Annotated in this window: 27 protein-coding genes and 1 tRNA gene; 17 read left to right on the forward strand and 11 right to left on the reverse strand. The window is 51.4% G+C overall.

Annotation, left to right across the window (positions count from 1 at the left end):
- Nucleotides 1–151: 151 nt before the first annotated feature.
- The 9 genes from pstS to AMM03_RS04535 are packed head-to-tail and all read left to right on the forward strand — an operon-like array spanning nt 152 to nt 7,795.
- The gene (gene pstS, locus AMM03_RS04495; protein ID WP_090129213.1) at nt 152–1,174 is read left to right on the forward strand and encodes a phosphate ABC transporter substrate-binding protein PstS; all 1,023 of its coding nucleotides are present in this window, start codon (nt 152–154) and stop codon (nt 1,172–1,174) included.
- A 35-nt stretch (nt 1,175–1,209) separates the two neighbouring features.
- Nucleotides 1,210–2,190 (forward strand): phosphate ABC transporter permease subunit PstC, encoded by a 981-nt coding sequence (pstC, locus tag AMM03_RS04500; RefSeq protein ID WP_090129214.1) that lies wholly within the window; start codon nt 1,210–1,212, stop codon nt 2,188–2,190.
- Nucleotides 2,187–3,044, forward strand: coding sequence for a phosphate ABC transporter permease PstA (gene pstA / locus AMM03_RS04505; RefSeq protein ID WP_090129215.1), 858 nt, complete (start codon nt 2,187–2,189; stop codon nt 3,042–3,044). The genes pstC and pstA overlap by 4 nt, the downstream gene beginning before the upstream one ends.
- A 15-nt stretch (nt 3,045–3,059) precedes the next feature.
- On the forward strand, nt 3,060–3,836 hold the full coding sequence (gene pstB, locus AMM03_RS04510; RefSeq protein ID WP_090129216.1) for a phosphate ABC transporter ATP-binding protein PstB: 777 nt from the start codon (nt 3,060–3,062) through the stop codon (nt 3,834–3,836).
- Nucleotides 3,837–3,851: 15 nt separating this feature from the next.
- Nucleotides 3,852–4,550 carry a phosphate signaling complex protein PhoU gene (gene phoU, locus AMM03_RS04515; RefSeq protein ID WP_090129217.1) on the forward strand — a complete coding sequence of 233 codons (699 nt, stop codon included), beginning with the start codon at nt 3,852–3,854 and terminating at the stop codon, nt 4,548–4,550.
- Nucleotides 4,547–5,272 carry a phosphate regulon transcriptional regulator PhoB gene (gene phoB, locus AMM03_RS04520; protein ID WP_090129218.1) on the forward strand — a complete coding sequence of 242 codons (726 nt, stop codon included), beginning with the start codon at nt 4,547–4,549 and terminating at the stop codon, nt 5,270–5,272. Before phoU ends, phoB begins: the two co-directional genes overlap by 4 nt.
- A 3-nt stretch (nt 5,273–5,275) precedes the next feature.
- The gene (phoR, locus tag AMM03_RS04525; protein ID WP_090129219.1) at nt 5,276–6,592 is read left to right on the forward strand and encodes a phosphate regulon sensor histidine kinase PhoR; all 1,317 of its coding nucleotides are present in this window, start codon (nt 5,276–5,278) and stop codon (nt 6,590–6,592) included.
- A 60-nt stretch (nt 6,593–6,652) separates the two neighbouring features.
- Nucleotides 6,653–7,042, forward strand: coding sequence for a hypothetical protein (locus tag AMM03_RS04530; RefSeq protein ID WP_090129220.1), 390 nt, complete (start codon nt 6,653–6,655; stop codon nt 7,040–7,042).
- Between the two features lie 21 nt (nt 7,043–7,063).
- Nucleotides 7,064–7,795: an ABC transporter substrate-binding protein gene (locus tag AMM03_RS04535; protein ID WP_090129221.1), complete on the forward strand. Its 732-nt coding sequence runs from the start codon at nt 7,064–7,066 to the stop codon at nt 7,793–7,795.
- On the opposite strand, the gene AMM03_RS04540 is transcribed toward AMM03_RS04535, so the two are convergent.
- The 5 genes from AMM03_RS04540 to AMM03_RS04560 all read right to left on the reverse strand — a co-directional run bounded on the left by AMM03_RS04540 (nt 7,787) and on the right by AMM03_RS04560 (nt 12,279).
- Nucleotides 7,787–8,545, reverse strand: coding sequence for a tyrosine-protein phosphatase (locus AMM03_RS04540; RefSeq protein WP_090129222.1), 759 nt, complete (start codon nt 8,543–8,545; stop codon nt 7,787–7,789). The two genes, AMM03_RS04535 and AMM03_RS04540, sit on opposite strands and share 9 nt — an antisense overlap.
- A 58-nt stretch (nt 8,546–8,603) precedes the next feature.
- The gene (locus AMM03_RS04545) at nt 8,604–9,605 is read right to left on the reverse strand and encodes a VWA domain-containing protein (protein WP_090129223.1); all 1,002 of its coding nucleotides are present in this window, start codon (nt 9,603–9,605) and stop codon (nt 8,604–8,606) included.
- Entirely contained in the window at nt 9,598–10,491 is an 894-nt protein-coding gene (locus AMM03_RS04550) for a DUF58 domain-containing protein (RefSeq protein ID WP_090129224.1), read from the reverse strand. Before AMM03_RS04550 ends, AMM03_RS04545 begins: the two co-directional genes overlap by 8 nt.
- On the reverse strand, nt 10,481–11,440 hold the full coding sequence (locus AMM03_RS04555) for an AAA family ATPase (protein ID WP_090129349.1): 960 nt from the start codon (nt 11,438–11,440) through the stop codon (nt 10,481–10,483). Before AMM03_RS04555 ends, AMM03_RS04550 begins: the two co-directional genes overlap by 11 nt.
- A 95-nt stretch (nt 11,441–11,535) precedes the next feature.
- On the reverse strand, nt 11,536–12,279 hold the full coding sequence (locus AMM03_RS04560) for a S1C family serine protease (protein ID WP_369793660.1): 744 nt from the start codon (nt 12,277–12,279) through the stop codon (nt 11,536–11,538).
- A gap of 49 nt (nt 12,280–12,328) precedes the next feature.
- Here AMM03_RS04560 and AMM03_RS14255 point away from each other — a divergent pair, with 49 nt between their 5' ends.
- The 4 genes from AMM03_RS14255 (at nt 12,329) to greB (ending at nt 14,440) form a co-directional block, all read left to right on the forward strand.
- Complete coding sequence (locus tag AMM03_RS14255; protein ID WP_228764557.1) at nt 12,329–12,499, forward strand: hypothetical protein; 171 nt, start codon at nt 12,329–12,331, stop codon at nt 12,497–12,499.
- Between the two features lie 55 nt (nt 12,500–12,554).
- Nucleotides 12,555–13,652: a VWA domain-containing protein gene (locus AMM03_RS04565; RefSeq protein ID WP_090129350.1), complete on the forward strand. Its 1,098-nt coding sequence runs from the start codon at nt 12,555–12,557 to the stop codon at nt 13,650–13,652.
- A 27-nt stretch (nt 13,653–13,679) separates the two neighbouring features.
- Nucleotides 13,680–13,756 (forward strand) — tRNA-Arg (locus AMM03_RS04570).
- A gap of 102 nt (nt 13,757–13,858) precedes the next feature.
- The gene (gene greB / locus AMM03_RS04575) at nt 13,859–14,440 is read left to right on the forward strand and encodes a transcription elongation factor GreB (RefSeq protein ID WP_090129226.1); all 582 of its coding nucleotides are present in this window, start codon (nt 13,859–13,861) and stop codon (nt 14,438–14,440) included.
- Between the two features lie 8 nt (nt 14,441–14,448).
- On the opposite strand, the gene AMM03_RS04580 is transcribed toward greB, so the two are convergent.
- From AMM03_RS04580 to AMM03_RS04595, 4 genes are all read right to left on the reverse strand, one after another.
- Nucleotides 14,449–16,770 (reverse strand): RelA/SpoT family protein, encoded by a 2,322-nt coding sequence (locus tag AMM03_RS04580; protein ID WP_090129227.1) that lies wholly within the window; start codon nt 16,768–16,770, stop codon nt 14,449–14,451.
- A 102-nt stretch (nt 16,771–16,872) separates the two neighbouring features.
- A complete protein-coding gene (gene rpoZ / locus AMM03_RS04585; RefSeq protein ID WP_090129228.1) occupies nt 16,873–17,073 on the reverse strand; it encodes a DNA-directed RNA polymerase subunit omega in 201 nt (66 codons plus the stop codon).
- Between the two features lie 20 nt (nt 17,074–17,093).
- A complete protein-coding gene (gmk, locus tag AMM03_RS04590) occupies nt 17,094–17,714 on the reverse strand; it encodes a guanylate kinase (protein ID WP_090129351.1) in 621 nt (206 codons plus the stop codon).
- Nucleotides 17,715–17,733: 19 nt separating this feature from the next.
- Nucleotides 17,734–18,651 (reverse strand): YicC/YloC family endoribonuclease, encoded by a 918-nt coding sequence (locus AMM03_RS04595; RefSeq protein WP_194942761.1) that lies wholly within the window; start codon nt 18,649–18,651, stop codon nt 17,734–17,736.
- A 121-nt stretch (nt 18,652–18,772) separates the two neighbouring features.
- On the opposite strand from AMM03_RS04595, the gene rph reads away from it, so the two are divergent.
- The 3 genes from rph to hemW are packed head-to-tail and all read left to right on the forward strand — an operon-like array spanning nt 18,773 to nt 21,353.
- The gene (rph, locus tag AMM03_RS04600) at nt 18,773–19,537 is read left to right on the forward strand and encodes a ribonuclease PH (protein WP_090129230.1); all 765 of its coding nucleotides are present in this window, start codon (nt 18,773–18,775) and stop codon (nt 19,535–19,537) included.
- A gap of 4 nt (nt 19,538–19,541) precedes the next feature.
- Nucleotides 19,542–20,144 (forward strand): non-canonical purine NTP pyrophosphatase, encoded by a 603-nt coding sequence (locus AMM03_RS04605; RefSeq protein ID WP_090129231.1) that lies wholly within the window; start codon nt 19,542–19,544, stop codon nt 20,142–20,144.
- Between the two features lie 3 nt (nt 20,145–20,147).
- Nucleotides 20,148–21,353, forward strand: coding sequence for a radical SAM family heme chaperone HemW (hemW, locus tag AMM03_RS04610; protein ID WP_090129232.1), 1,206 nt, complete (start codon nt 20,148–20,150; stop codon nt 21,351–21,353).
- 23 nt (nt 21,354–21,376) lie between these two features.
- Here the strand turns inward: hemW and AMM03_RS04615 are convergent, their stop codons facing one another.
- Entirely contained in the window at nt 21,377–21,745 is a 369-nt protein-coding gene (locus tag AMM03_RS04615; RefSeq protein ID WP_090129233.1) for a helix-turn-helix domain-containing protein, read from the reverse strand.
- 75 nt (nt 21,746–21,820) lie between these two features.
- Nucleotides 21,821–24,157 carry a xanthine dehydrogenase family protein molybdopterin-binding subunit gene (locus tag AMM03_RS04620; protein ID WP_090129234.1) on the reverse strand — a complete coding sequence of 779 codons (2,337 nt, stop codon included), beginning with the start codon at nt 24,155–24,157 and terminating at the stop codon, nt 21,821–21,823.
- Between the two features lie 160 nt (nt 24,158–24,317).
- On the opposite strand from AMM03_RS04620, the gene AMM03_RS04625 reads away from it, so the two are divergent.
- Entirely contained in the window at nt 24,318–24,764 is a 447-nt protein-coding gene (locus AMM03_RS04625; RefSeq protein WP_090129235.1) for a hypothetical protein, read from the forward strand.
- Nucleotides 24,765–24,874: the final 110 nt, after the last annotated feature.

Genomic DNA, 24,874 nt, shown 5'->3' on the forward strand with positions numbered 1-24,874 from the left:
CTGTAATTTGAGGTGGGAAAAGTCAAAAAATGGGAATTTGACACGAATTTGTCACAATCGATCACTAAAGTTGCCTTGTGACAAAGGGCGGCAAGCCAGCCGTGTTTAGTCATTTACCTCTGAGTTTCAACCTCTGAATCAAGGATTCAACATGCTAAAGATCAAAACTTGGGTAGCCGCTTTGGGCTTATCCGCGATTGCAATGTCTGCCATGGCTGCCGAAATTACAGGCGCTGGCGCAACATTTCCCTTCCCAATTTATGCCAAGTGGGCTGAAGCCTACAAAGCCAAATCTGGCAACAGCATGAACTATCAATCCATCGGTTCTTCCGGTGGCATCAAACAGATCAAAGCAAAAACAGTTGACTTCGGCGCTACCGACGCACCCGTCAGCTTTGCTGATTTGGAAAAAGACGGTTTGGTTCAATTCCCAGCCATCATTGGCGGCGTAGTCCCTGTGGCCAACATTGAAGGTATCAAGCCTGGTCAATTGAAATTGACGGGCGAATTGCTTGCCGATGTCTTTGCTGGTGTGATTCCAAAGTGGAACGACAAGCGCATTGCAGACATGAACCCTGGTGTGGCATTGCCTGATACCGCAATTACAGTCGTGCACCGTGCCGATGGCTCAGGTACAACCGCTGTTTTTACTGACTATTTGGCCAAAGTCAATGCCAATTGGAAGTCAACGGTAGGTGCTGGTGCGGCTGTCAAATGGCCTGCGGCTTCCTCGGTCGGTGGCAAGGGCAACGAGGGTGTTGCCGCCAACGTGAGTCGCATTAAAAATTCAATCGGTTATGTTGAATACGCTTATGCCAAGAAAAACAACATGACACACATCAACTTGCGTAACCAAGCAGGTCAATTTGTAGCACCAGACGATGAGACCTTCGCGGCCGCATCCGCCAGCACAGACTGGGCTAAAGTACCTGGCATGGGCATCTATTTGACGAACGCACCAGGTGCCAAATCTTGGCCCATCACTGGCGCATCATTTATCTTGATGTACAAAGACCCTGCCAACAAAGCCAACGCTGCTGAAGTGATAAAGTTTTTTGACTTCGCCTTCAAAGAAGGTAAAAAGATGGCTGTCGATTTGGAATATGTCCCAATGCCTGACGCTACAACTGACTTCATCCGTAAAAACGTTTGGAATCAAATCAAAGCGAAGTAATTGCAAATTAATTTGCAGATAGATTGAAACTAGACATGAACAATGCAGACGAATTGATGACCTCGCACCGCCAGAGCGTGTTGCGCTGGCAGCGGTGGCAAGATTTTTTCTTTGAAAAAACCACCTTGGTTTTTGCCATGTCCACCTTGGTGGCATTGACGGGCATCATCGTCTCATTGTTTGTGAGTTCGTTGCCGGTGTTAGAAACATTTGGCCTGAAGTTCTTCTATACCGTTGAGTGGGACATTATCAATTCCCAGTTTGGTGGTTTGATTGCTATTTTTGGTACGGTGGTTACGGCCACCATTGCCATTGTGATTGCCTTGCCCTTGAGTTTTGGCATCGCCGTTTTCTTAACTGAAACGTGCCCCATGAGTCTTCGCCGACCCTTGGGTACTGCCATTGAGTTATTGGCTGCGGTGCCATCCATTATTTATGGCATGTTTGGTTTGTTTATATTTGCGCCCTTGTTTGCCGAGTATGTGCAGCCCTCACTGGCTGCTACTGTGGGCCAGTTGCCAGTGATTGGCATTTTGTTCACTGGCGCCTTCAATGGCATCGGTATTTTGGCAGCTGGCCTCATTTTGGCCATGATGATTCTGCCTTTCATTGCATCCGTCATGCGCGATGTGTTTGAAATCGTCCCGCCCATTTTGAAAGAGTCTGCCTACGGCATTGGTTGTACCACTTGGGAGGTTGTGACCAAAATTGTTTTGCCCTACACCAAAACGGGTGTTGTAGGTGGTGTCATGTTGGGCTTGGGCCGCGCACTGGGCGAAACCATGGCCGTCACGTTTGTCATTGGAAACGCTCACAAACTCTCGCCATCCTTGTTTTCACCTGGTAACTCCATTGCTTCAACCTTGGCCAATGAATTTGGTGAAGCAGAACCCGGTTTGCATTACTCATCTCTGTTTGCGCTGGCACTGGCTTTGTTTGTGATCACCCTGGTGGTGTTGTCATTGGCCAAATGGATGCTGCTGCGCGCCGAAGCTAAGAAAGGTCTAAAAACATGAGCAACAAAGACCCCAGCATTTACGCAAGGCGTAAACGTACTAATTTCTTTGGCATGGTCTTGTCGATGACTGCCATGGCAGTGGGCCTGAGTTTCTTGCTTTGGATCTTGAGCATCTTGCTCATTAAAGGATTTTCTGCACTCGATTTGGCCATGTTCACGCAAAGTACGCCTGCGCCTGGATCAGAGGGCGGTGGCTTGGCCAACGCCATTGTTGGCAGTTTGATGATCGTGGTGTCGTGCTCCTTAATTAGCACCCCCATTGGTGTGTTGGCCGGCGTGTATTTGTCAGAGTTTGGCGACAGAAGCCGCCTCGCATCTGTCACGCGCTTCGTGAACGACATCATGTTGTCTGCGCCTTCTATCGTGATTGGCTTGTTTGTCTATGCCATGGTGGTTGTGCCTTTCAAACACTTCTCAGGATGGGCCGGCACCGTCGCGCTCACTTTGATTGCTATTCCAGTCGTGGTTCGCACTACTGAGAACATGCTGAAGCTAGTGCCTGTGAGTTTGCGCGAAGCTGCATTTGCTCTGGGTGCACCCAAATGGAAAGTGTCGACATCGGTAGTGCTCAAAGCTGCTCGAAGCGGCGTGATGACTGGCTTGCTGCTGGCCTTGGCGCGCGTCAGTGGTGAGACGGCCCCCTTGTTGTTTACGGCGCTTAACAATCAATTCTTCAACATGGACATGAGCAAACCCATGGCCAATTTGCCTGTGGTTATTTTCCAATTTGCCATGAGTCCCTACGAGAACTGGGTTAACTTGGCTTGGGGTGGGGCGCTCTTAATTACCCTGACTGTCTTGACCTTGAACATCATTGCCCGCGTTGTATTCCGCGAAAAAGTAGCGGCTTAACCAGATCTATTCAAAATGAATTCAAAACCAGAACCCAAAGAAACGATTTTAGAAGTTCGTGATTTGAACTTCTACTATGGCGCTTTTCAAGGCTTAAAGCACATCAATCTGAATATTCTAAAGAACACAGTCACTGCGTTCATTGGCCCTTCTGGTTGCGGCAAGTCAACGCTGCTGCGAACCCTGAATCGCATGTATGACTTGTATCCAGGTCAGCGTGCTGAAGGCGAGATTCTGTTTGATGGCAAAAACATATTGGAGCCTAAACAAGACTTGAACTTGTTGCGTTCGCGAATTGGCATGGTGTTCCAAAAGCCAACACCTTTTCCCATGTCCATCTATGACAACATTGCGTTTGGCGTTCGTTTGTACGAAAAGTTATCCCGCAGCGACATGGACGACCGCGTTGAATGGGCCTTGCAAAAGGCAGCCATTTGGGACGAAGTGAAGAACAAACTCAACCAAAGCGGCTTGTCCTTGTCGGGTGGCCAGCAGCAGCGTCTATGTATCGCCCGCGGCATTGCGGTAAAGCCCTCCATTTTGTTGTTGGACGAACCCACCTCAGCACTCGATCCAATCTCAACGGGCAAGGTTGAAGAGTTGGTGCACACCCTAAAGAGCGAATACACCGTGGTCATTGTGACGCACAACATGCAACAAGCAGCGCGAGTCTCTGATTACACCGCCTACATGTATTTGGGCGAATTGATGGAGTTTGGCGAAACAGACCAAATCTTCATGAAGCCAGCACGTCAAGAAACTGAAGATTACATTACTGGCCGATTCGGCTAAACAGGAGCCCTGAAAATGGATAAACACATTTCAAGTCAATTTGACAACGAGTTAGGCAGTGTCTCCAGCCGCGTGCTTGAGCTTGGCGGGCTTGTTGAATCGCAAATTAGGCATGCCGTTTTTGCATTGGCGCAATTCAGTAATGAAGTGGCAGATCAAGTCATTGCCACCGAGTCGCAAGTCAATTCTATGGAAGTCGAAATCGACCGTGATTTGTCTTCCATCATTGCACGTCGTCAACCCACAGCACGAGACCTTCGACTGCTGATTGCCATTTCCAAAATTACTGCCAATTTAGAGCGCGTCGGCGATGAGGCAGAGAAAATTGCACGCATGGTGAAAGCGATCAGTGCCAGCGGCAACTCTCGTTCATTGCCAGCATCAGAATTGCGCATTGCCTCTGACTTGGCTTCAGGTCTGTTGCGTAAAGCGCTCGATTCGTTTGCACGTCTCGACGTCACAGAGGCCGTCAATATTTTGAAAGAAGACGACTTGATTGATGCCGAGTTTGATGGCTTTGTTCGCAAGTTGGTCACTTACATGATGGAAGACCCACGCACCATCTCTGCCAGCTTAGACCTTTTGTTTGTGGCCAAAGCCATTGAGCGAATTGGTGACCATGCCAAGAACATTGCAGAGTTCATTATTTATGTGGTGAAGGGCGCTGATGTGCGTCACATTGCTTTGGCAGATGTGGAGTCAGCGGTTAAATGAGAAATTTGCCGCGCATCTTGATTGTTGAGGATGAGCCTGCCATTGCAGAACTGATTGCTGTCAATTTGCGTCACAACGGATTTCAGCCCATTTGGGCCATGGATGGCATCACAGCTCAGAAAGAGCTAGATGATGTTCTTCCGGATGTCATTCTGCTCGATTGGATGCTGCCTGGCGACAGTGGCTTGAGTTTGTCAAAGAGATGGCGAGGTCATGCCAGAACCAAGGACATTCCAATCATCATGTTGACTGCGCGAAGTGATGAGTCTGATCGCGTGGCTGGCCTGGACTCTGGCGCAGACGACTACATTGTCAAACCGTTTTCTACCAAAGAACTGTTAGCTCGAGTTCGTGCGGTACTGCGTCGAAGAGCCCCCGAGCAATCAGGTGGCCGAATTGAAACCAATGATTTGATTTTGGATGCAGACACGCATCGAGTCACTTATCAAGATCAGCCCTTAAAATTAGGGCCGACAGAATTCAAGTTATTGCAGTACTTCATGACTCACAAAGAACGAGTTCACAGCCGCGGACAACTTTTGGATCGAGTGTGGGGCGATCATGTTTTCATTGAAGAGAGAACTGTCGATGTTCACGTGAAGCGTTTGCGTGAGGCCTTGGGTGCTGCTGGTGCCATGGTCGAAACTGTCCGTGGCGCCGGTTATCGCTTCTCGCAATCGGCATCGGCCGCTCAGGTTCAGATCGAAAAGAAGTTGAACTGATTTATGTTGCCTCGGTTCTTAGGCTTGTTTTTCTGGATGGCCATTGCGGCTATTGCAGGATTTTGGTACGCCGATTTAATCGGCGCTTTGAGCGGCGCTTTGCTGGTCACATTGTTTACCAACTTGATTGATTTGTGGCGAGCTCAAAAAATTTCAAAATGGCTCAGACACAATTTGGTCTTAGAACCACCTGTTTTGGGTGGATTGTGGGGTGATCTGATCGATCGATTGCGCCGTCTTTTAAGCGATCAAAAAAAGCAAACAGCGTCCCACCAGCAGCGCTTACAAGATTTTCTTTTGGCCATTCAAGCGTCACCCAATGGGGTGGTGTTGCTTGATCCTGAAGGCCGAATTGAGTGGTGTAATCAAACAGCCGCGCAGCATTTGGGCTTTGATACCAAGCGAGACCTGATGCAGCACATCATTCATTTGGTGCGTGACCCTGTGTTCAATAAGTACTTTGCACAAGAGAGTCATGACAATGAAGTGGTCATTGAGGGGCGCTCCGAGTCATTGATGAAAAGCGTCAAACTGTCGGTCCAGTTGCATGCCTATGCCGAAACAAGAAAATTGTTATTGACCCGCGACGTAACCGCATTAGCGCAGGCAGATGCCATGCGAAGAGATTTTGTAGCCAATGTCTCGCACGAAATCCGCACGCCTTTGACGGTTCTGAGCGGCTTTATTGAGACCCTCCAAAGTTTAAGTTTGCAGCCAGAGGAGCGCGCTAATTATTTGGGCTTAATGGCTGTCCAAGCGGGTCGTATGCAAGGATTGGTCAGCGACTTATTGATATTGTCTCAACTTGAAGGCAGTCCTTTGCCGCAGCTAACTGAACAAGTTGAACTGTCGGCGTTGATGACCACAATTGAAATCGAAGCGAGAGGGTTGTCTGATACGCACATCGGAGCTTTTGATACGCCCCAAGTTTTAGAGTTTAATTTGCTGCCCGCAATTCATCTGATTGGTGCTAGAAATGAGATCTACAGCGCTGTCTCTAATCTGGTCAATAATGCGGTGAGGTATACCCCTGCTGGTGGCAAAGTAACTTGTACATGGTCTGAGCAAGCCGATAACCGCTTGTACTTTTCAGTCTCTGATACGGGTCCTGGTATAGGGTCTGAGCATTTGCCAAGATTGACTGAACGGTTCTACCGAGTCGATAGAAGCAGGTCACGCGAATCCGGTGGAACAGGACTTGGATTGGCCATTACCAAACATGTGATGCAACGTCACGGCGGTGAACTCAAAATTGAAAGCGAGCTTGGCAAAGGTTCAAAGTTCACTTTGATATTTCCTTCTGCGCGGTATCTAAGGTAATACAAAACTGTTCTGGATTGTCAGTGACAAATTAAAAATTGATCCTCTAGAATAAAGGGCATGCGTCGCATGCCCTTTATTTTTTTGATGTGCCTGTCACTGCCAGCCCTGGCATGGAATCCATTTTCTAATGGAGGCTTGGTGGATGTTCCGTTGTCTAAAACCGAGCTTCAAAAAATCAAACTGAATGCGGGTTGGGCTAAAGATGACACTCAAACCCTCATCTTTGAATTGAACAACGGCCTCAAAGGCCCCATTCAATGTGCAGCCGCCAATGTAGAGCTAACAGATGGCCGCACAGTGGGCAAAGTGTTTGTGCCAAAATTTGCCATTCCAGGAAACGCCACGCGCAATGCCAGCATGCCCGTGGTCAAAGGCACCATGAAATCGTATGCACTCACTTGCTCTTGTTTCAAAGTCAAGGGTCAAGATGAATGCGTCAAGCCTTGAATATTTGTCAATCGAAAAATCATGTCACTTCAGCTCACTTCAGAATTTGCGCCCACAGGAACGCTCAGAGCCGCCATCAATTTGGGTAACCCTATTTTAGCCAACCAAAACGCCGATGGTCAACCTTATGGCATCTCCATTGACATTGCCACCGAACTAGCAAGGCGCTTGAACGTTCCCTTGACTTTGCTAGTGGGGCAGACGGCAGCTCAATCTGTGGAAGCTGTGACCCAAGAAACGGCCGACTTTGGCTTCTTTGCCATAGACCCCATCCGCGGAAAAGGCATTGCCTTCACGGCGCCCTACGTCTTGATTGAAGGCAGTTATTTGGTGCCCAATGACTCTCCCTTCACCGCCAACGATCAAGTGGACCAAGCAGGCATTCGCATTGCAGTGGGCAAAGGCAGTGCCTACGACTTGTTTCTAACGCGTGAAATTAAAAATGCCGAAATTCAGCGTGCACCTTCATCGCCCACCACAGTCGATTTTTTCTTGTCTGAAAAATTAGAAGTGGCGGCTGGCGTCAAACAACAACTGGAAATGGATGCCAAACGCTTGCCCAATTTGCGTTTGTTGCCTGGCCGCTTCATGGTCATCGAGCAAGCCATGGGCCTACCCAAAACACGCAGCCCAGAAGCCCAAGCTTATTTGAAACAATTTGTAGAAGACCTCAAAGCCTCCGGCTTTGTGAGCCAGTCGATGGCGCGGCACAACATTCAAGGTGCGGCGGTAGCACCTGCCAGCTCAAGCTAAGTAGCTGGCCCTGAGTTTTTGCAAAGCTGCAGGCGATAGCTTTAGCTTCTGGTTGAGGTAGTTTTGCATGCCGCCATGGTCTTGGTGAATGATGTCCAAAGAGGCCTGCAAGAAGCTCTCTTGCACTTCCCAAACAATTTTCAGCACATCGGGCGACAGCAGGGTTGCGCCTATGCTGTTGCGCTTGTAAAGCTGGTTGGTTAGCAAGTAATCTTGCCAAATGTCTTTTTCAGACACACCCAAAGCCGACAAAATAAGGGCTGCAGCCAAGCCGGTTCTGTCTTTGCCTGCAGTGCAATGAAACAGCAGGGGCTCTGGCTTGGCCAGCAAATGTTCAAACAACTCTGCGAAGCGATTGGAGTCTGCTTTCACAAAGTCGCGGTAGGTGGTTTGCATGGCGTCCAGTGCATCTGCCGCCGACAAAGGCTTGCCACTGAGGTGCTGTGCTTGCAGACGTTGAACCACAGTGGGTTCAATGCTGAGGCTGTGACGTTGAATACCTGGCCATGCATACGACTGGGCTTGGCTTTCTAAAACACCTCTGAAATCAAAGGTGCGCGCAATGCCCAAGGTTTGGAGCTGCTTGAGATCGTGTTCATCCAGCGAGGCCAGATGGTCGGAGCGAAATATTTTGCGCCACTGGACGGGGCGGCCTTCATGGCCCACATAGCCACCAAGGTCACGAAAATTGGAGGCACCCTTTAAGGGAATATGCCGTTGCGAAAGGTCTTGGGGGCTGTGAGTCAACATGGCTTTGATATTAACGCGGTTTGCCGTTGTAACGAACCAGAATTTAGAAGCCCGTGCACTAGATAATTTTGCCCATCCGAACAAAGTTGCGGGTGATGCTAGCCAAAACTAGCAGCATGCCAAGTAAGGCAACTTGCGCGCTAATTTCACTCATGGAGCGCTTTTCAAAACGCAGCTTGAAACCGAGTTTGTCGTACACATTCTTCAGGCCTTCTGTGCTGTCTGCTCTGAAGTATTCGCCTTGAGTTATGGCCGACACTTTTTTAAGCGCTTCGTCTTCCAGTTTGACTCGCATGCTGCGCCCTTGCATGTGCACCACATCACCTTCTGGGGTGCCAATGCCCACGGTGTAGACCTTGACTTCGTGCTTGGCCGCCAGTTCAGCCATTTTGAGTAACTCGGGGCCCATGTTGCTCTGACCGTCGCTCATTAAAACGATGGCCATGTTTTTGCCGCGACTGGCGGACGCTTCCGATTCTTTGGGCGGCTTGTTTTTATCGTCCAGAGATTTGCCTGTGTCTGTAGGTTTTTTGGCGCCCCCCATGTCGGAGGCTTCATTGATAATTTTTTGGGCATCAATGCCAGCTCCTGGCAAAAGTGCTTCTAAAGAAACCAATAGGCCAGTGCCCAAAGCCGATCCATATTGCAATGGCAAATAGTCCAAGGCCTTTAACAAAGAATCACGTTCTTCTGTAGGCGCTTGAACCAAGGCGGCAGTACCTGCTGCCGTGACCAAGCCCACGCGCAGTCTGCTGGGCTTGTCTTGAATAAATTGTTGGGCGGCTTCTTGGGCTGCTTCTATGCGCGAGGGTTTGATATCTTTAGCGCGCATGCTGCCAGAGGTGTCCATCACCAGCATCACAGTGGCTTCGCGCAGGGGCGTCATCATGACGGTTTGGGGCCGTGCCAGTGCGGTGCAAAGTAAGAGCAAACCTAGGCACAAGAAAACGGGTGGTATTTTTCTGGTTTTGTAGCTGTAGACGAGCGCAAAGAGTGGCACCCCAGCACAGGCATACAACATCAAGGGCCACAAAAATTGAAGGGAGCTTAAATCAGGCACGCCAGACTCTCCGCTTTCTCAATTCTGAAAATTGCAACAAGGCACTGGCCAAGTCGTCCTGAGTAGACAGTTCCAGTGCATCCACGCCAGCTTGCGCAAAGCATGTGGCCAACTGCTGCTCGCGTTCTTCGACCAATTGCGCGTAACGGTTTCTGAACTTGGCATTGGTGGTGTCCAGCAATAACTGCTGCGCAGTTTCAGAGTCTTGCAGCAACATCAATCCTGCATTGGGCAGATTCATTTCGGCAGGATCGAACAGGCGTGCTGCCACCGTGTCGTGCCTGCGCCCCATGGCACTCAACTCGGAGGACCAATTGAAGTCACCCATAAAGTCGGACACGACAAAGACACTGGAGCGGCGTTTGAGCAGCCCATTGGCTCTGGACAGCCACTCATTCAGTGGGGTTTGATGAGTTTGCTGTGTTTGGGGTGATGTTTCTAAAACATGCAACACATGCAGCAAGTGACGCCGGCCCATGCGTGCCGGAATGTGTTTGAAACCATCCGGTTCAGCAGGGTTCAAAATCAAGGCGCCAATGCGATTGCCCCGTTTCATGAGCAACTTGGCCATGACGCCGACAAAGTTCATCATCACCTGGCGTTTGGTTTGGTTGGCGCTGCCAAAATCCATCGAGCCACTAACATCCAACAAAAACCACGCGCTGATTTCTCGGTCTTCTTGATGCTCTCGCACAAAGGGTGTTTGCATGCGCGCCGTCACGTTCCAATCGATATGCCGCACATCGTCATGCGCTTGGTATTCGCGCAGGTCGGCCAGCTCTAACCCCGAACCTCTGAACAAGGTTTTGTGATCGCCTTGCAGCAAGCCATCGAGACGGCGCAGCACCGTCCACTCAAGTTGCTGAAGCAATGCCTCAGCGGACATGCGCTTCCAGCGGTTGCTCTGGCATGGGCACCGCTTTCATGATGTCTTGAATGAGAGTGTCTGCAGTTTTGCCCTCGGCCAACGCGGTGTAAGACAAAACCAAACGGTGTCTCAGAATGTCGGGCACCAAATCGGCCAAGTCTTGCGGCAATGCATAGTCGCGGCCGCGCAGCAAGGCAAGTGCGCGAGCGCCTTCAATCAGGCCAATGCTGGCACGAGGGCTAGCGCCAAAGCTAATCAAGCCAGCCAAAGATTCAAGCCCATACCGCGCAGGAAAGCGCGTGGCTGAAATTAGTTTGACGGCATAGTGAATGAGGCTAGGATCTACATAGCAATGACGGCACTGCACTTGCAATGCTTTGAGATCTTCTGGGCTGACCACGCCAGTCACTTGCGCACCGCCAGCAATGACCCTTTGCACAATGACAAACTCGTCGTCTTCGCTGGGGTAGTCAATCAAGACTTTCATCATGAAGCGGTCGACTTGCGCTTCGGGCAGGGGATAGGTGCCTTCTGTTTCAATGGGGTTTTGGGTGGCCATGACCAAAAAAGGTGAGGGCACACGATGCGTTTGACCCGCAATGGTCACTTGTCGTTCTTGCATCACTTCCAACAACGCGCTTTGAACTTTGGCGGGGGCTCGGTTAATTTCATCGGCCAGCAACAAGTTAGCAAACACAGGCCCCAAGACGGTGCTGAATTCGCTGGTCTGTTGATTGAAGATGCGCGTGCCCACCAGGTCGGCGGGCAGCAAGTCTGGTGTGAATTGAATGCGACTGAAACTGCCATTGAGGGTTTTGGCCAATGTATTGACGGTGAGGGTTTTGGCCAAGCCGGGCACACCTTCAATGAGCAAATGACCTTGTGCTAACAAAGCAATCAGCACCCGTTCTAAAAATGCATCTTGACCGACCACCACGCGCTTGACTTCGTACATCAGCCTTTGCATGAGGGCTGCGGCCTCTTCGGGTTTGGAGTTGGTGGGATTGCCACCGTGACCTCGCCAAGCTTCGTTTGAAACGCTCATGTTGTCTCCTTCAAATTCTAGAAAGGGGGTAAGCCCACAGCGCTGCCAGCACTTTCGATGGTGGTGGCAAAGCCAATGCCAATGAAGGTGCGCGCTGACGTTGGGTTAAGGATGGCGGTCACAATGCCCACCACCTCGCCAGACAGGTTGACTAGCGGACCGCCTGAGTTGCCGGGGTTGGCTGCTGCATCAAATTGAATTAAGCCACTCAGTTCTTGTTTACCATCTGGCGATTTAAAGCTTCGATTCAAACCAGATACGACGCCAGAAGACACCGATGGCCCAATGCCAAATGGAAACCCGACTGCCACCACCGCATCGCCTGGAACCAACTGTTGGCTTGAACCCAAAATGGCAGGCTCTAAATCATCTGGAATTTTTTGCGGCTTGATGACTGCCAAATCTTTTTCGGGTTGAACCCCAATGACGATGGCGTCGGCTTCAGTGCCGTCAAAAAACGTCACGCGCAATTTTTTGGCACCCGAGATGACATGGAAGTTGGTCAGGATGGTGCCGTCGTCTTTAATGACCACCCCAGTACCTACACCGCTTTCGATATCAGCATCTTTCTTTTTGGGATTGGCCACATAAGCTTGCACGTGAACCACTGCACCTTGAATGGACGCTGCTGCTTTGGCGCTTTGAGACGGGAGTTCTTTGGTTTGCAAGGTGTGCAGCACAGCGGCATCAATGTCTTTTTGTGTGAGTGCACTGCGCGCTTGAAACGATGGCGAAAAAATACCCACAGCCAAAAGACTCAAGGCTACACCCAATAAAAAGACAGCCAAAAAATCCCAACGGAGCAGTGATTTGAATGAAGGCAACCTGGACTTTTCAGAACTCGAGGCTGTGCCTGAATCGATGTGGGTCGTCTGGGGTGATTGGGAGGAATTGGCAGAGCTTGCTGAAGTAGGCGCGTGCTTATCTAAACCTGCTGGTCGCGGGCTTTTGCTAAAAACCGCTTCACGTTTCATCAAATAACCATAGCATAAGCTTCGGTGTTAAATTGGCGTATCTGGCTATAACCCTGATGGCAATGCAATTTCTACAACCCTTCATGCTCTGGTCGCTGCTGCTTGTGCCCTTGATGGTGGCGGGGTATCTTTGGCTGTTAAAGAGAAAGCGCAAACAAACGGTCTCGTTTTCTGCCGTTTCCTGGATCTTGCAAAACATGGAGACGCCGTCGCCTTGGCGCCGTCATGTCCCCCCCGCATTGTTGGCTTTGGCTTTGGCACTCTTGCTGTTTGCCAGTGCCCGGCCCATGGCCCGCGTCACTTTGCCAGCCGACTACATGACCCTCATCATGGCCATGGACGTGTCCAGAAGCATGTTGGCAGAAGATGTCGATCCGAGTCGCATCAAGGCTGCGCAAAAAGCTGCCAAAGATTTTTTACAAGAATTGCCGCCCAATGTCAGGGTGGGCGTGGTGTCTTTTGCGGGCAATGCGCAAGTGGTTCAGCATGTGACCAACCAAAGAGAAGAATTGGTATCGGCCATAGACCGCTTTCAACTGCAAAGAGGCACGGCCACGGGCAGTGGCTTGCTGTTGGCATTGGCCACGCTGAGGCCCGAGGCCAAAATCGATTTGGAAGCATTGCTTTATAGCGCCAACCCCTATGGCTATGGCGATGCCTCGTCCTATGGCGCATCGGGTGGGGCCAAAAGTTTAGATGCCAAGCCCGCCGCTAAAGAGCGCCCGCCAGAGCCCCCTGGTTCCTACAAAGGCGGTGCCATAGTGCTGCTGTCGGACGGTCGCAGAACCACTGGTCCCGATCCTTTGATGGCCGCCAAGAAAGCCGCAGACTTAGGCGTGCGTGTTTACACCGTGGGCTTTGGCACGCCCAATGGTTTCATTCCTGGTTACGAGGGTTATTCGTTTTTTACGCAGGTGGATGAAGAGGCCCTTAAAGCCGTGGCCAAAATCACGGAAGCCGATTACTTCAAGGCAGGTTCTGCAGAAGACTTGAAAAAAGTCTATCAACATCTCTCGACCCAATTTACCCTGGAAAAAAGAGACACAGAAATCACGGCCATTCTTGCCGGAGTTGCACTCATTCTCGTCTTGTTGGCCATTGCTTTGTCGGGCTTCTGGTTTAGGTTGGGGCCCCAAAATTCGAAAAACGCATTTCAATAAAAAAGTCATGCTATAATCCACAGCTTCGCGGCTGTAGCTCAGCTGGATAGAGTACTTGGCTACGAACCAAGGGGTCGTGGGTTCGATTCCTGCCAGCCGCACCAGATTTCGATTTATCGAGACTAGAACACAGCTTAGAGGCTTACGCCCCTAGGCTGTTTTTCTTTGTGCTGCCAGATTTAATTTCAATTCTTGATACTTTGGCCATGAGCAAAGCATTTACCCGCGAATCAGACGCAGATCCCCAAGACGACGGCGAAGACCCCAGCCTGCCGCCTTTGCCTGCAGGTGCGCGCAATTACATGACGCCCAAAGGCTATGCCGACCTCAGGGCCGAGCTGTTTACCTTGATCGATGACGAACGCCCTAAAGTGGTGGAAATTGTTCATTGGGCAGCCAGCAATGGCGACCGCTCCGAAAACGGCGATTATTTGTACGGAAAAAAACGCCTAAGAGAAATTGACCGACGCATTCGATTCCTCACCAAACGCCTCGAAATTGCAGAAGTGACAGACCCCAGTGCGCATCACGGCAAAGATCAAATTTTCTTTGGCGCCACCGTCACCTATGTGGAAGAAAACGGCGATGAACGCACTGTCACCATTCGCGGTATTGATGAGGCTGACAGCCTAAAAGGGGAGGTGAGCTGGGTGTCTCCCATTGCCAGGACCCTTCTCAAATCAAGCACGGGCGATGTTCTGAAATTGGTCACGCCCCAAGGATGGCGTGAAATAGAAGTCTTGTCAGTGTCGTATCCCAAGCCGTCTACCGAAGCCAAATCAGACTGAAGCCTGGCTTATTCTTCGCTAGTGGCTTGTCCTCGCACGCGGTGTGTGATGCGCTCGGCATTCAAAACCGCAGGTGTGCGTTTCAAATTCTTGAGCACTGTCTCTAGGTGACTCAAATCGCGCACCGAAATGATGAAGGTGTTTTCGGCCGCATCTTGCGCACTGGCTTGACCCATCTCTACGTGAACAATGTCGACTTCTGAATTGGCCAAGGTGCCAGCCACTCGGGCCAGAACGCCCTTGGTGTTGACCACCGTGACACGGATGCTGGTTTCAAAATTGCGCAGCGGTTCATCAGACCATTCCACCCCAATGAAGCGCTCGCTGTCTTTTTGCTGAAGCTTGAGGCCCACGCTGCAATCTGCGGTGTGAACTGCCAAGCCTTCGCCGCGGCCCAAATAACCAATGATTTGATCGCCAGGCAAGGGGCGGCAGCAAGTGGCATAGACCACCGAAGCGTTTTCGGTGCCGTCCAAAAGAATGGCGCCTTGCGACAAACTGTCGCTGGCCATAAAGCGTTCGCGCGTCATGAGCAAGGGGTCTGGTTTTTCGCCCATTTCAGACAACAAGGCTGCAATGCGTTTGGCCACAATGCTGGCAATGCGTTTGCCCAAGCCCACATCGACCAACAGGTCGCTGCGATTTTTGTTGCCCGTGAAACGGAATAATTTTTCCCACAAGGCTTGATACCGCGTTGGGTCATCGGGCAATTTTTCAATGCCTTCTGCACGGAGGGCCTGTGTCAAAAGCTTCAAGCCCAAATCCATGGATTCGCTGTGCGCCATGGTTTTAAGGTGATGCCTAATTCGAGAACGCGCGCGACCTGTTCTGACAAAGCCCAACCAAGATGGATTGGGCGTTGAAGTGGGGTCGGTCATCACTTCCACGATGTCGCCATTTTTCAACTCGGTACGCAAAGGCACTTGCTGGTTGTTGATCTTGGCAGCCAACAAATGGTCGCCCAAGTTGCTGTGAATCATGTAGGCAAAGTCGACCACGGTAGCGCCACGCGGCAGCGACATGATTTGGCTCTTGGGTGTGAACACATAAACAGCATCGGGGAACAAGTCAACTTTGACGTGGTCCCAAAACTCTGTGGCATCGCGCGTTTCTTTTTGGATATCGAGCAATGATTGAAGCCACTGCGTACCCAGGCGTTCAGCTTCCATGCCGTTGCTGCTTTTGTCTTTGTACAACCAATGTGCTGCAACGCCCGACTCAGCCACCACATTCATGGCTTCGGTGCGCATTTGAAACTCTACGTTGACGCCCGAGGGGCCAACCAAGGTGGTGTGCAGAGACTGATAGCCATTGACCTTGCCAATGGCAATGTGGTCCTTAAAGCGGCCTGGCACAGGCTTGTACATTTGGTGCAAGATGCCCAGCGCTGTGTAGCAATCAATCACAGAAGGAACGATGAGTCTGAAGCCGTAAATGTCGGTCACTTGCGCAAAGCTTAGGTGCTTGCCATCCATTTTTTTGTAAATGGAATAGAGCGTTTTTTCGCGGCCAGATATTTGAACGTTGATGCCTGCTTTTGAAAACGTAGACTCTAATTCGCCTTGCACTTTTTGAATTAAATCGCGTCTTCTGTTGCGCGCCTTGGCCACCGCTTTGGCCAGGACGTTGTAGCGCCAGGGCATGGAATAACGGAACGACAAATCTTGCAATTCACGATAGGTTTGATTCAAACCCAAGCGGTGTGCAATCGGTGCATAGATCTCTAAAGTTTCAGAAGAAATGCGTCCCCATTTTTCGCGCGGCATGTCGGACATGGTGCGCATGTTGTGCGTGCGGTCGGCCAGTTTGATGAGAATAACGCGCACATCGCGGGCCATGGCCAACAGCATTTTTCTAAACGACTCGGCTTGATTTTCTTCGCGCGTATTGAATTCGAGTTTGTCGAGTTTGGTCAGGCCATCTACCAGCTCTGCAACCGACGAACCAAACTTCTCAATCAAGTCTGATTTGGTCACGCCGCAGTCTTCCATCACATCGTGCATGAGGGCGGCCATGAGGGCTGGCGCATCCAGTTTCCATTCGGTGCACTGCGCGGCCACAGCAATTGGGTGGGTGATGTAGGGCTCGCCATTTTTGCGCAGCTGGCCCAGGTGTGCTTCGTCTGCAAATTTGTAGGCTTTGCGAACCAATTCAATGTCTGAAGCTGTCAGATAACCCAATTGGGCGACTAAGGCCGCAAAACTTGCGGCCGCGGCATTGGCGGCACTGGCCGTGGGCGTGCCAACTTGGATGTTGTGGGCGTTGTCGCGCTTTCCGGGTATTGAAGTACTACCGGATTTGTGAAAAATAGATGTAAAAGCTGCGCGCATGCCTCAAATGTAACGCTTGTCTGACAGACGTGAAAAAGCCCCAAGTGATGAGACTTTGGGGCTTGTGGGCTTGGACTGTTAGAAGTCCAAGCAGTGAGCGCTTTAGTTTACTTTTTTGAGCATTTCCAAACCGACTTTGCCAGCTGCAATTTCGCGCAGGGCTGTGACGGCGGGTTTGTTTTTGCTTTCAACGCGGGGTGTGTGGCCTTGGCTCAGCATGCGGGCGCGGTAAGTAGCGGCCAATACCAATTGGAAACGGTTAGGGATCTGTTCCAAGCAATCTTCAACAGTGATGCGGGCCATGACGGTCTCCGGTAAGTAAATCAGGTGATATGGAGGGATTCGAAAGTTTCGGCACGGGCTCGGCGCTGGGCAAGGTACTTGAGGCGCTGAGCGTGCACGATGGCCTTGAGGTCAAACAAGGCGCGATCGAAAACTTCGTTGATTATAACGAAGTCAAATTCTTTAACCTGAGCCAGCTCAATGGCCGCATTTTGGAGGCGCAATTCGATGGTTTCGGTGCTGTCTTCGCCCCGGCGCTCTAAACGGCTGCGCAATTCTTCCCAGCTGGGGGGCAAAATGAAGATCAGGATGGCATTGGCGTACATCTTTTGAATTTGGATGGCGCCCTGGTAGTCAATTTCCAAAATAACGTCTGAGCCTTGCGTCATGCGCTCTTCGAGCATTTTTTTGGAGGTGCCATAGCGGTGGCTGTGCACATTGGCCCATTCCACAAAAGCATCGGCGGCCACCATGGCGTCAAACTCTTGCTGAGGCACAAAGAAGTATTCGCGGCCATGTTTTTCTTGCCCGCGCGGAGCTCGGGTGGTGTGTGATACCGAAGGCAGTACGCGCGCGTCAAGCTCCATGAGGGCCTTGACCAGGCTGGACTTACCCGCACCACTGGGGGCGGCTACAACGTAGAGGTTTCCAGGATATTCCATGGCAAGGAGTGTAGTCAACTTATTCGATGTTTTGCACTTGCTCACGCATTTGCTCAATCAAGACCTTCATGTCGACCGAGATTTTGGTGAGTTCGAGGGCGGCCGATTTGGAGCCCAGTGTGTTGGCTTCGCGGTGAAGTTCTTGAATCAGGAAGTCGAGGCGCTTGCCAATGTCGCCGCCCTTTTTGATGAGTCGGCTCAGTTCGTCTAAGTGAGAGGCCAAACGCGTCAGTTCTTCAGCCACGTCGATTCGAATGGCAAATGCCGTAGCCTCGGTCAGTGCGCGGTCTTTGGCCACGTCAGAAGACACATTGCCCTCTGACAAAGCCATGGCCTCGTTCCAGCGATCGATGAAGCGCTGGCGCTGTTGTTCCACCAATTGGGGCAGCAAGGGGGCGGCTTGTTCTGCCAAGCTTCGGAGTTGACCAATGCGGTCTTGCAGCATTTCGGCCAAGCGCGCGCCTTCGCGGGAGCGAGCATCTTTGAGCGCTTTAACGGCTTGTGTGGCCAAGGGCATGAGGTCGGCTTCGTTCAAGCCGGTGCCAGACTTTTCGTGAGAGGCCAGTTTGATGACATCCGACACGCTCAGGTCGCGGGCACCTGGTAGCCAGCTTTGAATTTTGTTTTGCAGACTCAATAGCTTTTGGAGTGTGCCAATAGACGGATCGGCCAAGTCGCTGTCTTGGTTGCTGTGATAAACGGCGCGAACCTCTACTTTGCCGCGCTTGATGTGTTGGGTGATGTGTTCGCGCAGAGCGGGTTCTGTGTGTCTAAGCTCATCGGGCAACCTGAAGCTGAGGTCTAAGAAGCGACTGTTGACCGAGCGAATTTCCAGTCCGAAACGAACCGATGCCGCGGCCGAAGATTCGGTCTGGGCGTCTGGGGAGGGCGTGCTGGACTGCACGCTGGCGTACCCGGTCATACTGTAAACTGGCATGGATTCTTTCTAGGGTGCAGCAGTTTGAACTGCTGATCAAGGTGGGGCCCAAATTCGAGGCCCGAAGCACATTCCCGATTATCTCAAACTTAAGACATCTCTTAACAAGCCGTACCCCAACATGACCCAAGCTAAGCCAAACCCAGAAAATGCACGCGCCCATGGCCGAGCTCAAGATCAACTTCGCAATGTGCGCATCACGCGCGGCTACACCGTTCACGCCGAAGGTTCTGTGCTGATTGAGTTTGGCGACACGCGCGTGCTGTGCACCGCTTCTGTCGAAGAAAAAGTACCGGGTCACAAAAAGGGCAGTGGCGAGGGTTGGGTCACAGCCGAATACGGTATGTTGCCCCGCGCCACCCATACCCGCGGCGACCGCGAAGCCGCACGTGGCAAACAAAGTGGTCGCACCCAAGAAATTCAACGCCTCATTGGCCGCTCTATGCGCGCCGTGTTCGATTTGAAAAAGTTGGGCGAGCGCACCATTCATTTGGATTGCGATGTGCTGCAAGCCGACGGCGGTACGCGCACAGCCAGCATCACGGGTGCATTTGTGGCAGCGCAAGACGCTGTCGATTGGCTCATGCACCAAGGCAAACTGACAGAGACTCCGATCATTGATTCAGTGGCTGCTATCTCTGTAGGTCTGAAAAACGGCACTGCATTACTTGACTTGGACTACACCGAAGACTCTTCGTGCGATACCGACATGAATGTGGTCATGACAGGTGCGGGCAACTTTGTGGAAGTGCAGGGCACTGCAGAGGGCGTGGCATTTACGCGCAAAGAAATGGACAGCTTGTTGGCCTTGGCTGAAAAAGGCATTGCCGAATTGGTGGTCCTGCAAAAGACATCACGTCAAACCCACGTGCAGGCTGGAGCTTGATGCCATGAAGATGGTTCTGGCTTCCAACAATGCCGGCAAATTGGCCGAATTGCAAACCCTGTTTGGCACGCTCAATGTGCAGCTGGTACGGCAGTCTGAACTGAATATTTCTGAAGCGGCAGAGCCTTTCAAAACCTTTGTCGAAAACGCTTTGGCCAAGGCCAGACATGCCGCACAACACAGCGGCTTGCCTGCCGTGGCAGACGATGCGGGTTTGTGCATTGATGCCTTCGGTGGCTTGCCGGGTGTCGACACGGCTTACTACTGCACGCAGTTTGGCTATGAAAAATCCGATGTCAACAATGTCAAGGCGGTGCTTGAACAAATGGCCCACATCGACAACCGGCGCGCCGCCATGGTCAGCACCTTGGTGGCTGTTAGAAGTGCCTTTGACCCCGAGCCCCTGATTGCGGTGGGGCGTGTGGTGGTCGACATTGCGCGCGAACCCATTGGCAGCAATGGCTTTGGTTTTGACCCCGTGTTGTTCTTGCCCGAGTTTGGTCAAACGTTTGCCCAATTGCCTGTTGAAGTTAAAAACGCCAACAGCCACCGCGGCAGATCCTCTCAAGCCATGCTTGCTCTCATGCGTGAGCGTTGGGGTTTGTAAAGCATGAAGCAAGCTTTTGATGTGGTGCATGCCATGCGGCCTGGCTTGCTGCAATTGCAAGCCTTGCCGCCCCTGTCCTTGTATGTGCACTTGCCTTGGTGCATCAAAAAATGTCCCTATTGCGATTTCAATTCGCACGAGTGGCAAAGCAAGCAAGAAGGCATGCCCGAGGATCGTTACATCGATGCCTTGCTGGCCGATTTAGAGACCAGCCTGCCATTGGTTTGGGGCCGACCAGTGCACAGTGTATTCATTGGCGGCGGCACACCCAGTTTGTTTGAGCCGGCCAGCATTGACAGATTGATCAGTGGCATTCGCGCCAGATTGCCCCTAGAGGCCGAAGCCGAAATTACATTAGAAGCCAATCCTGGCACTTTTGAAAAAGATCGCTTCAAGGCGTTTAGAGCGGCAGGCGTGACGCGCTTGTCCATTGGTGTGCAAAGTTTCAATGATGCGCATTTAAAGGCCTTGGGCCGTGTGCACAACCGAGACCAAGCCATGGCCGCTGTGGAAGAAGCACAAGCGGCATTTGACACCTTCAATTTGGATGTGATGTATGCCTTGCCTGGCCAAACTTTGCAAGATTTGTCAAAAGACATTGAAACGGCTTTGAGTTTCAAGCCCCCCCACATTTCAATCTATCACCTCACCATTGAGCCCAATACCTTGTTTGCTAAACATCCCCCTGTGTTGCCAGAGGATGACGATGCTTACGCCATGATGGATTTGATTACGGAGATGACAGGCGCTGAGGGTTTGCAACGCTACGAAGTTTCGGCCTATGCCAAGCCAGCCCACAAGTGCTGGCACAACTTGAACTATTGGCAGTTTGGCGATTATTTGGGCATTGGTGCTGGGGCGCACAGCAAGCTGAGTTTTGCGCACCGTATTACGCGACAAGTGCGCTACCGTGAACCGCAGCTTTACATGGCGCAAGCTTTAAGGGGTGAGCCTGCTACGCAACACGAAGAAGTCAAGCGTGAAGATTTGCCTTTTGAATACATGCTGAACGCCCTGCGTTTGAAAGACGGTTTTGCCTTGACCGATTTCATGGCGCGAACTGGCTTGGCCATGACCGCCATTCAAAAAGGCTTGTCAGAAGCTGAAGCCAAGGGTTTGATTGCCAGAGACATGGCCAAAGTGTGGCCCACTGAGCGCGGGTTTGATTTCTTGAGTGACCTGCAAGAATTGTTTTTGGCAGATCGCTGAAACGCGAACGGCCTAGGGGTAATTTAGGTAGCGCTAGAAGCTACAACCACGATCTTTTTGCCAAAGTCATTGAACATGGCCAATGTTTTTTCGGTGGGGATGAGGTATTTGGCACGCTTGTCGTCGGGCTGGTTGAATGCTTCCACCATGCCTTTGCTGCGCAGGCGCGTAATGCGCTTGTGCAAGGTTGCAGGCGAGCCCAACTCCGACAGACCAATGGCCTCACGAACGGTCATGGATTTTTGTTCGAACCAGCGAAGGGCAATGGCTTCTAGAAGCGCATTCTCGTTAGCATCCAAAATTTGGCCATCTGGCAAATTTTGAATAGCCTTGGCCAACTGCAAAAAACGCAGGTAAGTGTTGTCTGTGTTTGAGTTTTGGTTCGAGGACATGATCTCATTCTAATCAAAGAAAAGAGCCTAGATTAGTAATAAGTACTCTAATTTTGATCAATTTTACTTACAACTTTAGTTTGCTTGCATTTGCTCCCAGAGCTTGTAGGGTGTCAGGGGCATTTGAAGTTGAGGGGCTTTATCAGCTTGCCCATTTCTGGCCAAAGCATCGGCAATGGCGTTAACCACACAGGGCGTTGCGCCAATGGTGCCCAATTCGCCCACACCTTTGACGCCAAGCACATTGTTGGTGCTTGGTACGCTTTGGTTTGTGTAGGTTTTGAACATTTGCGGCATGATGTCTGCGCGGGGTGCGGCATAGTCCATCAAGCTGCCTGTGACCAACTGGCCACTTTCTGCGTCGTACACAAGCGCCTCTAACAAAGCTTGACCCATGCCTTGAACTGCGCCGCCGTCCAATTGGCCTTCCACAATCATGGGGTTGACCACCCGGCCAATGTCGTTGACGGAGGTGTAGGACACCACTTGGGTTTCGCCTGTAGAAGGGTTAACTTCCACTTCGCAAATATGACAGCCATTGGGCCATGTCGGACCGCTGGCTGTGGTGCTCGATTGAATTTCAATGCGCGCATCAGGCTGGCGCTTGGCCAATTCGGCCAATGAAATTTTCAAATCGGTGCCCTTCACACTAAAGCTTCCCGATTGATAAGCCAAATCTGCAGGCGATGCCTCCAGGGCTTGGCCGGCTAGTTCGCGCGCTTTGTCCAATGTTTTTTCTGCGCCCACTCGCATGGCCGAGCCGCCTGTAAACAGGGAGCGAGAGCCTGCACTGCCAAAGCCATTGGCACGGTCGGTGTCGCCCAAAATGACGCGCACTTGGGAGATGTCTACGCCAAATACATCGACCACCAGTTGCGCCAAAGAGGTGGCAATGCCTTGGCCCATGGCATTGACGGCAGAGGCCACTTCAATCATGCCGTCTGCCAAAATTTGCACCTGGACGTTTTCTTCGAGTGCGTTACCGCCAGTCCATTCGAGGAAGGTGGCTACGCCCAAACCACGCCACAAGCCTTTGGCCTTAGAAGAGGCTTCGCGCTGGGCAAAACCTTTCCAGTCGGCTTTTTGCAGTGCTTCGTCCATGATCATTTCGAAAGCGCCAACGTCATAGACTTGGCCCATCGGATTTTTGTAGGGCATTTGTGAGGGCGTTACAAAATTCTTGCGACGCAATTCAATGCGATCGATGCCGCTCACTCTGGCGGCTTCGTCCATCAAGCGTTCTATGTTGTAGATGGCCTCAGGCCGGCCCGCGCCGCGGTATGCGCCTGTGCTGGCGGTGTTGGTCAGCACGCCCGTAAAGTGGTAGTCGATGGTTTGAATGTCGTACACACTGCTCTGGACCCAAGGTCCAATGAGCATTTGAATGGCCAAGCCTGTCATGGTGGGGTAGGCGCCCACGTTGGCCAAGGTTTCGATGCGCAGTCCCAAAATTTTGCCGTCTTGGGCAAGGGCCATGGACGCTTGGGTTTCAATGTCGCGGCCATGCGAGCTGCTTAAAAATTCTTCGTTGCGGTCGGCAATCCATTTGACGGGTCGGCCCAATTTGTGCGCGCAATAAGCGGTCACCAGATCTTCAGCGTAGGCGCCTGTTTTCATGCCAAAGCCGCCGCCGACATCGCCCACAATGACACGAACGTTTTCTTTGTTCAAACCAATGACATCGCAGACGGCTGTGCGAACGCCAGTGGGCATTTGGCTGCTTAGGCGAATGGTCAGGCGGCCGTTGTCGACATATGCCAAGACACTGCGCGGTTCGATGGATAAAGCGGCCAAGCGTTGGTTCACGATGTTCAGGTGAACCACATGGGCCGCTTGGTCGAAGGCTCTTTGTGTGGCGGCGGCGTCACCGTAGCGGGTTTCGGCCACGCGGTTGTCTGGGGCTTCCGTCAAAAGTGGGGCTGAAGGCGCTAAGGCATCCGACAAAAGCGTTGCACTGGCCAAAGGCTCAAAGTCAATTTGAATGGCTTCAGCCGCATTCTTGGCTTGTTCTTCGGTGTCAGCTACCACTGCCACAATGGGTTCACCCACAAATCGAACGGTGTCTGTGGCCAAGATGAAACGGGTGGTGCTAGACAGGGGACTGCCATCAGCCCGTTTGAAATTCATGGGGCGAGCCATCGGTTTAAGACCAGCCGCTAACAAATCTTGCCCAGTCAAAACGCCATGGACGCCAGGCATGGCTTTGGCGGCTTGGGTGTCAATGCTTGTAATTTTGGCGTGGGGGTAGGGCGATCTTAAAAATACCAGGTGAGTTTGACCTGGCAAGCTCACATCGTTGGCGTACGTACCAGAACCCAACAGCAGCAATTGGTCTTCAACGCGTTTGACAGCATTGCCACTGCCAAATCGGGTTGTTTGTTCTGGAATGGCTTGGATGGTGTTGTCTGACATGGTATTGGTTGACTTAAAGAATGTGCTCTTGGCTTTGCAGTTTAGCTTTGATGCTGTTTTTCTGCATCAAAGACCCCGATCGGTAGGCTTCGTATTGCCGCCTAGGAGACAGTTGATTAGGATAGGGTCATCTGATGATGCAAATGGAGCGAGGCCCTGGATGGACAATTTTTTTCTGCTGGTAATTGGCGTGTTGTTTATTTTGGTGGCTGGGCTGCTAATCTTTTACTTCCAAACACAGCAAAACTTCAAAGAAATTGCGGAAAAATTAGAAGCAATAGAGCATCCCCACACTGGCGCTCGCTCCACAGAATCTTTAAAACGCGACTTGGCCTTGCACCGCGATGTGTTGTTTGTACTCGAGGCAGATATTTCTAAAAACAAAAGAGAGTCCTTGACGGAAGACGAGTTAAAAACATTTGACGTGGCCAGGCACCATATCAAGGCAAGCATTGCGGGCTTGAAAGCGAATGGCGATTGGATTGGCTTGCCATTCGATTACGAATGGGTTGAACTGCTAGAGCGCATCCCCAATGTGCTCAGTCTTTATCGAAAAGCAGAAGCAGAAAAACAAGCGCAAGAACTTCAGCCAAATCAAGGCCACTAAAACCTTGAATTCTGGCGGATATCACCGGATATCTTGTTTTAAAGGCTCTTTTTGCCTTGCTTGGGGAGCGTCAAAGTTAGAATGCCTTTGCTTTCTAAAATTTAGCCCTT

It is taken from the genome of Limnohabitans sp. Rim11, assembly GCF_001269365.1.
GTDB lineage: Bacteria > Pseudomonadota > Gammaproteobacteria > Burkholderiales > Burkholderiaceae_C > Limnohabitans_A.

Coding starts and splice junctions, on each gene's coding strand:
- pstS (WP_090129213.1), top strand. CDS start 152: ATGCTAAAGATCAAAACTTGGGTAGCCGCTTTGGGCTTATCCGCGATT.
- pstC (WP_090129214.1), top strand. CDS start 1,210: ATGAACAATGCAGACGAATTGATGACCTCGCACCGCCAGAGCGTGTTG.
- pstA (WP_090129215.1), top strand. CDS start 2,187: ATGAGCAACAAAGACCCCAGCATTTACGCAAGGCGTAAACGTACTAAT.
- pstB (WP_090129216.1), top strand. CDS start 3,060: ATGAATTCAAAACCAGAACCCAAAGAAACGATTTTAGAAGTTCGTGAT.
- phoU (WP_090129217.1), top strand. CDS start 3,852: ATGGATAAACACATTTCAAGTCAATTTGACAACGAGTTAGGCAGTGTC.
- phoB (WP_090129218.1), top strand. CDS start 4,547: ATGAGAAATTTGCCGCGCATCTTGATTGTTGAGGATGAGCCTGCCATT.
- phoR (WP_090129219.1), top strand. CDS start 5,276: ATGTTGCCTCGGTTCTTAGGCTTGTTTTTCTGGATGGCCATTGCGGCT.
- AMM03_RS04530 (WP_090129220.1), top strand. CDS start 6,653: ATGCGTCGCATGCCCTTTATTTTTTTGATGTGCCTGTCACTGCCAGCC.
- AMM03_RS04535 (WP_090129221.1), top strand. CDS start 7,064: ATGTCACTTCAGCTCACTTCAGAATTTGCGCCCACAGGAACGCTCAGA.
- AMM03_RS04540 (WP_090129222.1), bottom strand. CDS start 8,545: ATGTTGACTCACAGCCCCCAAGACCTTTCGCAACGGCATATTCCCTTA.
- AMM03_RS04550 (WP_090129224.1), bottom strand. CDS start 10,491: ATGTCCGCTGAGGCATTGCTTCAGCAACTTGAGTGGACGGTGCTGCGC.
- AMM03_RS04555 (WP_090129349.1), bottom strand. CDS start 11,440: ATGCAAAGGCTGATGTACGAAGTCAAGCGCGTGGTGGTCGGTCAAGAT.
- AMM03_RS04565 (WP_090129350.1), top strand. CDS start 12,555: ATGCAATTTCTACAACCCTTCATGCTCTGGTCGCTGCTGCTTGTGCCC.
- greB (WP_090129226.1), top strand. CDS start 13,859: ATGAGCAAAGCATTTACCCGCGAATCAGACGCAGATCCCCAAGACGAC.
- AMM03_RS04580 (WP_090129227.1), bottom strand. CDS start 16,770: ATGCGCGCAGCTTTTACATCTATTTTTCACAAATCCGGTAGTACTTCA.
- rpoZ (WP_090129228.1), bottom strand. CDS start 17,073: ATGGCCCGCATCACTGTTGAAGATTGCTTGGAACAGATCCCTAACCGT.
- gmk (WP_090129351.1), bottom strand. CDS start 17,714: ATGGAATATCCTGGAAACCTCTACGTTGTAGCCGCCCCCAGTGGTGCG.
- AMM03_RS04595 (WP_194942761.1), bottom strand. CDS start 18,651: ATGCCAGTTTACAGTATGACCGGGTACGCCAGCGTGCAGTCCAGCACG.
- rph (WP_090129230.1), top strand. CDS start 18,773: ATGACCCAAGCTAAGCCAAACCCAGAAAATGCACGCGCCCATGGCCGA.
- AMM03_RS04605 (WP_090129231.1), top strand. CDS start 19,542: ATGAAGATGGTTCTGGCTTCCAACAATGCCGGCAAATTGGCCGAATTG.
- hemW (WP_090129232.1), top strand. CDS start 20,148: ATGAAGCAAGCTTTTGATGTGGTGCATGCCATGCGGCCTGGCTTGCTG.
- AMM03_RS04615 (WP_090129233.1), bottom strand. CDS start 21,745: ATGTCCTCGAACCAAAACTCAAACACAGACAACACTTACCTGCGTTTT.
- AMM03_RS04620 (WP_090129234.1), bottom strand. CDS start 24,157: ATGTCAGACAACACCATCCAAGCCATTCCAGAACAAACAACCCGATTT.
- AMM03_RS04625 (WP_090129235.1), top strand. CDS start 24,318: ATGGACAATTTTTTTCTGCTGGTAATTGGCGTGTTGTTTATTTTGGTG.